Genomic DNA, 6,942 nt, shown 5'->3' with positions numbered 1-6,942 from the left:
CCGTGGCGGCCCGGTGCCGCTGGGGCCGGGCGGGGGCGGTTATGACCCACAACAGGCAAAGGGCAGGGGCAAACGGCGTGGACGATAGGACCCAAACCTTCCAGATTCCCTGTACCGGCCAGCGGGAACGTGAAATGTCGGCCACGCTGGAGCTGAACGCGGGCGGGGCGACGCTGGGGCTCCTGCCTGATCTGGGCGGCAGCATCGCCTTCTGGCGCAGCGGCGGCATGGATTTCCTGCGCCCGGTCATTGACCCGCATCTGGTGGCGCAGCACGGGCGCGCGGTGGCGGGGTATCCGCTGGTGCCCTTTTCCAACCGCGTCGCGGGGGACCAGTTCCGGTTCGAAGGCGTGGATTATCACCTCACACCCAGCTTCGCGGGGGAGAACTGCGCCATTCACGGCAATGGCTGGCAGCGGCGCTGGCGGCTCGACATGCTGTCCGATAACAGCGCGACACTCAGTCTCGACCATGTGCCGTGCATGAACTGGCGGGCCAGTGGCCGTTCAGCTACCGCGCCCAGTTGCGCTACGACCTGCGTGAAAACGGCCTGTCCATCGGCATCATGGTGGAAAACGCCGATACGCGCGACCAGCCGGTAGGCATGGGCTTTCATCCATATTTTCCGCGGCACGCGGGCCTGCGGCTGGGCTTTGCCGCCAGCAGCGTATGGACCAACGGGCCGGACCACATGCCCGCCCTGCGTGTCCCGGCGGAAGGGGAATGGTCCTTCGCCCATATGCGCGACGCGGGCCATGCGCCCATCGACAACTGCTATGCCGGATGGTCGGGCAGCGCCTTCCTGCGCTGGCCGCGCGAGGGATATGCCCTCACGCTCGAAAGCAGCCCGGAACTGCGCCATCTGGTGCTTTTTACCCCGCCCGACCAGCCCTATATCGGCGTGGAACCGGTCAGCAACATGAATGATGGCCTCAACCGCACCGTCATTGCCGATAGCGGCGTTCGTGTTCTCGCGCCGGGGCAGAGGATGGAGGGGCATATCCGCATGACGGTGGCGCGGTGCTGATGGCCCGCCCGAATGCCGCGCCAAAAGGGAACGGGTCAGGAACAGGTGGCCTGACATGTTATATCACACCCGGCGGCATTGCTGCGATGCGGACGGAACTCAACGCCCTGCTGCGCGATGAACGCCCGAAGATTGTTGAAATCGTATCGTGGGCGGCGGGCAATGGCGACCGTTCGGAAAATGGTGATTACCAGTATGGCAAGCGCCGCCTGCGCGAAATCGACCGGCGCATCCGCTTCCTGACAAAGCGGATCGATAACGCCATCATCGTCGATCCCGCCGCCCAGAAGCAGCGCGACCGCGTGTTTTTTGGCGCAACGGTCACATACGCGACGGAAGCGGATGAGGAACGGACGGTCACGATCCTCGGCGTGGATGAGGCGGACATGGCGGCGGGGCAGATCAGCCTGGTCTCGCCCGTGGCGCGGGCGCTCATGCGCGCCACGGTGGGCGATGAGGTCCGGCTCATGACCCCGCGTGGCGAGGAAATGATCGAGGTCATGGCCATCTCCTACCCGCCTTTGCCCTAATGGGGGGCTGGCCGTGTGGCTGAAGGCATATTATGACGATGAGTCGCTGAAGGTTTCAGTTCATGACACCCGGCGCAGACCGGCCCTGTTTCGTGCGGAGAAAGTGCTTACATGCCACGCCCCCTGAAGGTTGCCGTCCAGATGGACCCGCTAGGCGGTATCGACATCAATGGCGATTCAACCTTTGCCCTGATGCTGGAGGCGCAGGCGCGCGGTTATGAACTGTTCGTCTATCAGGTCGAGGCCCTGAGCCTGAACGAGGGACGCATTACCCCCCACGCCGCGCGCACCGAGCGTGTCACGGCGCGCGCGCGCCCGGTCACGGTGCGGCGCAGGGTCGGGGACCATGCCGAATACGGCGCGGAGCAGGTCATCGACCTGGCCGGCATGGATGTGGTGCTGATGCGTCAGGACCCGCCTTTCGACATGGCCTACATCACCGCCACCCATATTCTCGAACACATCCACGGCGTGGGGCCGGACCGGGCGCTGGTGGTCAATAATCCCGCGGCCGTACGCAACGCGCCCGAAAAGATACTGGTCACGCATTATCCCGATCTCATGCCGCCCACGCTGGTGACATGGGACGTGCAGGCCATAAAGGCCTTCCGCGCGAAATGGGGCGATATCATCGTCAAGCCGCTGTTCGGCAATGGTGGTGCCGGCGTGTTCCGCATCCAGCCCGGGGATCCCAATCTCAACTCCCTGCTGGAAATGCACTTCGCCCGCTCGCGTGAGCCGCTGATGATCCAGCGTTACGAACCCGCCGTGCGCCGGGGTGACAAGCGCATCATCCTGGTCGATGGCAGGCCGGTAGGTGCGATCGACCGTATCCCGGCGGAGGGCGAGACCCGGTCCAACATGCATGTGGGCGGTCGCCCCGTGCGGGCGGAACTGACCGCGCGCGACCATGAAATCTGTAACGCGATCGGGCCGTTACTGCGTGACGAGGGTCTGATTTTTGTCGGAATCGACGTGATCGGGGAATGGTTGACCGAGATCAATGTGACATCTCCGACCGGATTGCAGGAGATCGATCGTTTTGACGGCGTCAATACGGCGGGGCTGATCTGGGATGCGATCGTATCCCGTCTGGTCACGGGCGGCGTGAACGCGTAGGAATGGAAACGGAATTGGGAACGGGCGCGATAGTCGCAACTGTCGTGCCATGCGGCTTGACATTTGATATGGATTGCATGCGGTCACGTGGGCCGGCACGGCGCGCGGACAGGTCAGGTGGGATTGTAATGCAGCAGCACAACGGGATGGATTTGATCATGGCGGATGCAGCACGAAAGGGGGCGCAACAGGCCTTCTTTCATGGCCAGGGCATGGGAACAGCCTGATGAGCGACGTTCTGCATGATGAAGCCTCCGAAAAGGTTGTGGAAATCCCTTCGCCCAAATCCGCGCTGGACGCGGCGGCGGTCAAGGCGGCCTACCGGCGCTGGGCCGGGGTGTATGATGCGCTGTTCGGCAGTGTTTCCGCCTTCGGGCGCAAGCGCGCGGTCGAGGCCGTGAACAGCCTGCCCGGCACACGGGTGCTGGAAGTGGGCGTGGGCACCGGCCTCGCCCTGCCCTATTACCGCGCGAACAAGCATATTACCGGCATCGACCTGTCGGGGGACATGCTCGAGCGCGCGCGCCAGCGCGTACGCCGCCTGCGGCTGTCCAACGTGGACAACCTGCTGGAAATGGACGCCGAGGCCACGCAGTTCGCCGATGGTACGTTCGACATCGCCGTTGCGATGTTCGTGGCGTCCGTCGTGCCGCATCCGCGCGCCCTGCTGGCCGAACTCAAGCGCGTGGTCAGGCGGGTGGGCATATCCTGTTCGTCAACCACTTCCTGGCGCAGGGCGGTGTCCGGCTGGCGGTGGAACGTGGCATGGCGCGGGCGTCGCATTCACTGGGCTGGCATCCGGATTTTGCCATCGAATCCCTGCTGCCGCCCGCCGACCTGCGGCGCGCGACACTCCAGCCCGTGCCGCCCGCCGGGCTGTTTACCCTTGTTACGCTGGAACGTGAGGCAGGCGCCTGCGCCAGCCCCATGGTGGCCTGAGCGCCCCGGCGCTGGCGGGCAGCCCTGCCTTTCGGGCAGGGCTGAAATGACATTTGCGCGACCACCAGAGCGGCCCGCAGGGTCGTTTTTGTGTATAAGTCGCGATATATGATGAAATCATGGTAACGATTGGCCTTGCCGGATAGCGGCGCATGGCAGCAGGGAGTGATCATATGCCCACAGGCACCGGGTTCGGGGCGGATGGCGTAAGGCAGGCGGGCGGAGGTTGCGCCTACCGGACCATCGGCATGCTGTACCTCGTCATGGCGATCGTGGCGGGTCTGGCCGGTGGCGTGCTGGCTGTCAGCCTTCAGGCCGGTCTGCTGCCCCGGTCCCTGCTTTCCGCCTGGGCCGGTGGGGACGTGGCGGGCGCCGTTGAACGCATCGGCCGCCGCCATGGCATGCTGATGGTCTTCTTCTGCGCCCTGCCGGCCCTGACCGGCGGGTTTGGCAACTGGTTCGTGCCCCTGCTGCTGCGTGCCCACGCGCTGGCCTTCCCGCGTATGGCGCTGGCGGGCTGGGCGCTTGTGGCGGCCAGTTTCATCGCCGTCATGGCCGGTCTTTCGCCCGCCGTGCCCGGCTGGGTTTCCGTGGTCGCGCTGATGGGGTGGTGTCTGGGCATGCTGTTTCAGGCCATCACCATGGTCGCGACCGTGCTGAACATGGGGCCGATCGGCCAGCGGCTGCGTGACCTGCCGATATTCGTATGGGCGCAGGGCCTGGGCGCGATGATGACTGTCATGGTCATGCCGGTGCTGGCCGGTGGGCTGACCCGGATCCTGCTGGCCGGGGGCGATATGTCGCCGCATATCGATGCACTGCTGCATGTCTTCACCGGCCCCGAGATCGCGCTGCTGCTGCTGCCCTCCATCGGGATCGTCTCACAGATTATCGAAACATTTGCCGCGACACCGCTGCGGATGCCGCGCGTGGTGCTGGGCGCGCTGGTGGTCATGTCCGTGGGCGGGGCTTCGGTATGGGTGCATGACCTGCTGCATGGCGGGCTGGAGGGCATGGTCGCCCCCATGGCCACGGTGCAGCTCGGGCTGGTCGTGCTGCCGGTGCTGGCCGTGCTGGTGGCATGGGCGCGAACGGTAAGGGCGGGCCATATGCGCGCCGCCGTGCCGGTGGAATGGGCCGCCGGTTTCGTGGCGCTGCTGGTGGTCGGTTCCATCATGTCGCTCATGCCCGGCGGCATGGCCGATGTGCATGCGGCGACACTGTACGCCGCCATGTTCGCCATGTTCGCCGGGTTCTATTACTGGATTGGCAAGATGGTGGGCCATGTCGCGCCGGTCATGGCCAGCCGGGTCCATTTCGGGCTGACGGTTGGCGGCACCGCGCTGTCGCTTCTGGCCTTCCACGGTATGCCGGGGGTGCTGGGGGCCGTGCTCATGGGGCTTTCCATGCTGGTTTTTGCCGGGATCGTGGTGCAGGCCGGCCTGCGCCCGGCCGCCGCCCTGCCGGATAATTACTGGGGTCCGGGCGCTTATACGCCGGAATGGCGGACACCTTCCCCCACGCGCGGAGACGCCTGATCATGAGCGGCACCACCACCACGCCCGATGCGGCCGAAGGTGCCGCCATTACCTATGACGCCACTCGTGTCGGCACGCTGGCGCGGGACTGGCTGGTGCTGCTCAAGCCCCGTGTCATCTCGCTGGTGGTCTTTACCGGGGCCGCCGGTCTGGCCATGGCGCCGGGACCGCTCAACCCGCTGGTGGCCGTGGTCAGCATCCTGTGCATCTGCATGGCCTCGGGTGCGGCGGGCGCCATCAATATGTGGTATGACCGCGATATCGACGCGGTCATGAAGCGCACGGTCACCCGGCCCATCCCCGATGGGCGGATCGGGGCGGAGGCCGCGCTGGGCTATGGCATTGGCCTGTCCACCGCATCGGTCATTCTCATGTGGCTGGCGACCAACGCGCTTGCGGCGGGTATCCTGGCGTTTTCCATCTTCTTCTATGCCGTGATCTACACGATGTGGCTCAAGCGTTCGACACCGCAGAACATCGTGATCGGCGGGGCGGCGGGTGCGTTTCCCCCCATGATCGGCTGGGCGGCGGCAACGGGTCCATGGCGATCATGCCTGTGGTGATGTTCGGCATCATCTTCCTGTGGACACCGCCGCATTTCTGGTCCCTGTCGCTGTACGCGTGCAAGGATTACGGGCGCGCGGGCATTCCCATGCTGCCGGTGGTGCGGGGCGCGCGCCATACACGCTGGCAGATCCTGTGGTACACGATCATGCTGATGGCCGTGTCACTGGTGCCCTCGTTCACCCATCAGGCAGGCTGGCTTTATACGGTTGTGGCGACCGCGCTGGGGCTGGGATTTATCTATTTCGCCATTCAGGTGCTGCGGGACAGGCAGGATGCAAACGGTGTCAGCCTGACGGGGGATCGTCCGGCGCGGTATTCGTTTCGCTATTCCCTGCTTTACCTGTTCCTGCTGTTCTGTGGCCTGCTGGCCGATCATGCATTTATCGCCCATTAAGCGGCCGGAACATTTTTCATTCTTACGGGAGTCGGGCTGATGGAACAGGCAACCACCCTGCGCGCCACGCCGCAGCAGGAAGCACGGGAAGCGGCCCGTCGGCACAAGGGGCGCATCCGTGGCGTGGCCATTACGCTATCGGCGCTGGCAGTGATCCTGTACGCGCTGAGCCTTGCGCACATATAGAAGTAGCGGCCTGTAGCCAGTCCGGTAGCGCAGGAACGTGACCTGTTCCTGTCTGTCGGTGCATGGCCGATCGACTGTCATGATGGATCGTTATCCGCCCCCAGCCTGCTGCGGCAATGCTGGGGGCGTTTTTTATGGGCGCTGCGTCCGTCACCATAAAAAAGCCTGCATCACAAGGATGCAGGCCTGTCATTAACGGTGTTGTGGGCGCGCTGTCAGCGGGGTGTCTGCTGGATGGCGGAGAGCAGCCAGCTTCCCGTTCCGGCGGACCGCACGAATGTCCACAGTTCGGTAACGGTGGTGCGGTTGACCGGATCGCCCTCGATCACGCGACCGGTCATGTCGGTTGTGATGTCGATCATGGAATACCGCATTGCGACCGTTGCGTAGTCAAAGCCGTTTTCACGCCAGCTTTCCGCCAGGTCGCCGCGTTCAAAGCGGACATCCGACACGACATTCCGCGCGCCACGGCTGGCCAGGCTGCTCAACTGAGTGTTGAAGTAGGAGACCATCTCCGGCGTGGCCATGTGCTGCATGGCGCGCACGTCCTGCTGGCTCCATGCCGTCTGGATATTGATCAGCGCCTGCTGGAAGGCTGATAGTCGGCGGCGGTAATGGCGACCCCCACCGGCTGCTGGCGGC

At 64.7% G+C, this 6,942-nt stretch carries 6 protein-coding genes and 2 pseudogenes; 7 read left to right on the top strand and 1 reads right to left on the bottom strand.

Annotated elements, in window-relative coordinates; genetic code table 11:
* Positions 1-134 precede the first annotated feature (134 nt).
* From JCM25156_RS32360 to JCM25156_RS29895, 7 genes and pseudogenes are all read left to right on the top strand, one after another.
* Positions 135-1,027, top strand: a pseudogene (locus JCM25156_RS32360) (aldose 1-epimerase).
* Entirely contained in the window at positions 1,027-1,557 is a 531-nt protein-coding gene (greB, locus tag JCM25156_RS07680) for a transcription elongation factor GreB (RefSeq protein ID WP_221228817.1), read from the top strand. Before JCM25156_RS32360 ends, greB begins: the two are co-directional and overlap by 1 nt.
* A gap of 111 nt (positions 1,558-1,668) precedes the next feature.
* Positions 1,669-2,676, top strand: a complete 1,008-nt coding sequence (gene gshB / locus JCM25156_RS07675) for a glutathione synthase (RefSeq protein ID WP_025812671.1) — start codon at positions 1,669-1,671, stop codon at positions 2,674-2,676.
* A 226-nt stretch (positions 2,677-2,902) separates the two neighbouring features.
* The gene (locus tag JCM25156_RS22490) at positions 2,903-3,727 is read left to right on the top strand and encodes a class I SAM-dependent methyltransferase (protein ID WP_242402542.1); all 825 of its coding nucleotides are present in this window, start codon (positions 2,903-2,905) and stop codon (positions 3,725-3,727) included.
* Positions 3,728-3,788: 61 nt separating this feature from the next.
* The gene (locus JCM25156_RS07660) at positions 3,789-5,153 is read left to right on the top strand and encodes a cbb3-type cytochrome c oxidase subunit I (protein WP_183479739.1); all 1,365 of its coding nucleotides are present in this window, start codon (positions 3,789-3,791) and stop codon (positions 5,151-5,153) included.
* A 2-nt stretch (positions 5,154-5,155) separates the two neighbouring features.
* A pseudogene (locus tag JCM25156_RS22485) lies at positions 5,156-6,114 on the top strand (heme o synthase).
* A 39-nt stretch (positions 6,115-6,153) separates the two neighbouring features.
* Positions 6,154-6,300, top strand: coding sequence for a hypothetical protein (locus tag JCM25156_RS29895; RefSeq protein ID WP_183479743.1), 147 nt, complete (start codon positions 6,154-6,156; stop codon positions 6,298-6,300).
* A 215-nt stretch (positions 6,301-6,515) separates the two neighbouring features.
* On the opposite strand, the gene JCM25156_RS22480 is transcribed toward JCM25156_RS29895, so the two are convergent.
* Positions 6,516-6,942 (bottom strand): Tim44 domain-containing protein (locus tag JCM25156_RS22480; RefSeq protein ID WP_034958858.1); only part of this gene is annotated, 427 nt, incomplete at its 5' end.

This window comes from Komagataeibacter kakiaceti JCM 25156 (assembly GCF_000613305.1).
Note: the sequence above shows the minus strand (reverse complement) of the source record. Positions and strands in the feature narration are given on the sequence as shown.

Coding starts and splice junctions, on each gene's coding strand:
- greB (WP_221228817.1), top strand. CDS start 1,027: ATGGCCCGCCCGAATGCCGCGCCAAAAGGGAACGGGTCAGGAACAGGT.
- gshB (WP_025812671.1), top strand. CDS start 1,669: ATGCCACGCCCCCTGAAGGTTGCCGTCCAGATGGACCCGCTAGGCGGT.
- JCM25156_RS22490 (WP_242402542.1), top strand. CDS start 2,903: ATGAGCGACGTTCTGCATGATGAAGCCTCCGAAAAGGTTGTGGAAATC.
- JCM25156_RS07660 (WP_183479739.1), top strand. CDS start 3,789: ATGCCCACAGGCACCGGGTTCGGGGCGGATGGCGTAAGGCAGGCGGGC.
- JCM25156_RS29895 (WP_183479743.1), top strand. CDS start 6,154: ATGGAACAGGCAACCACCCTGCGCGCCACGCCGCAGCAGGAAGCACGG.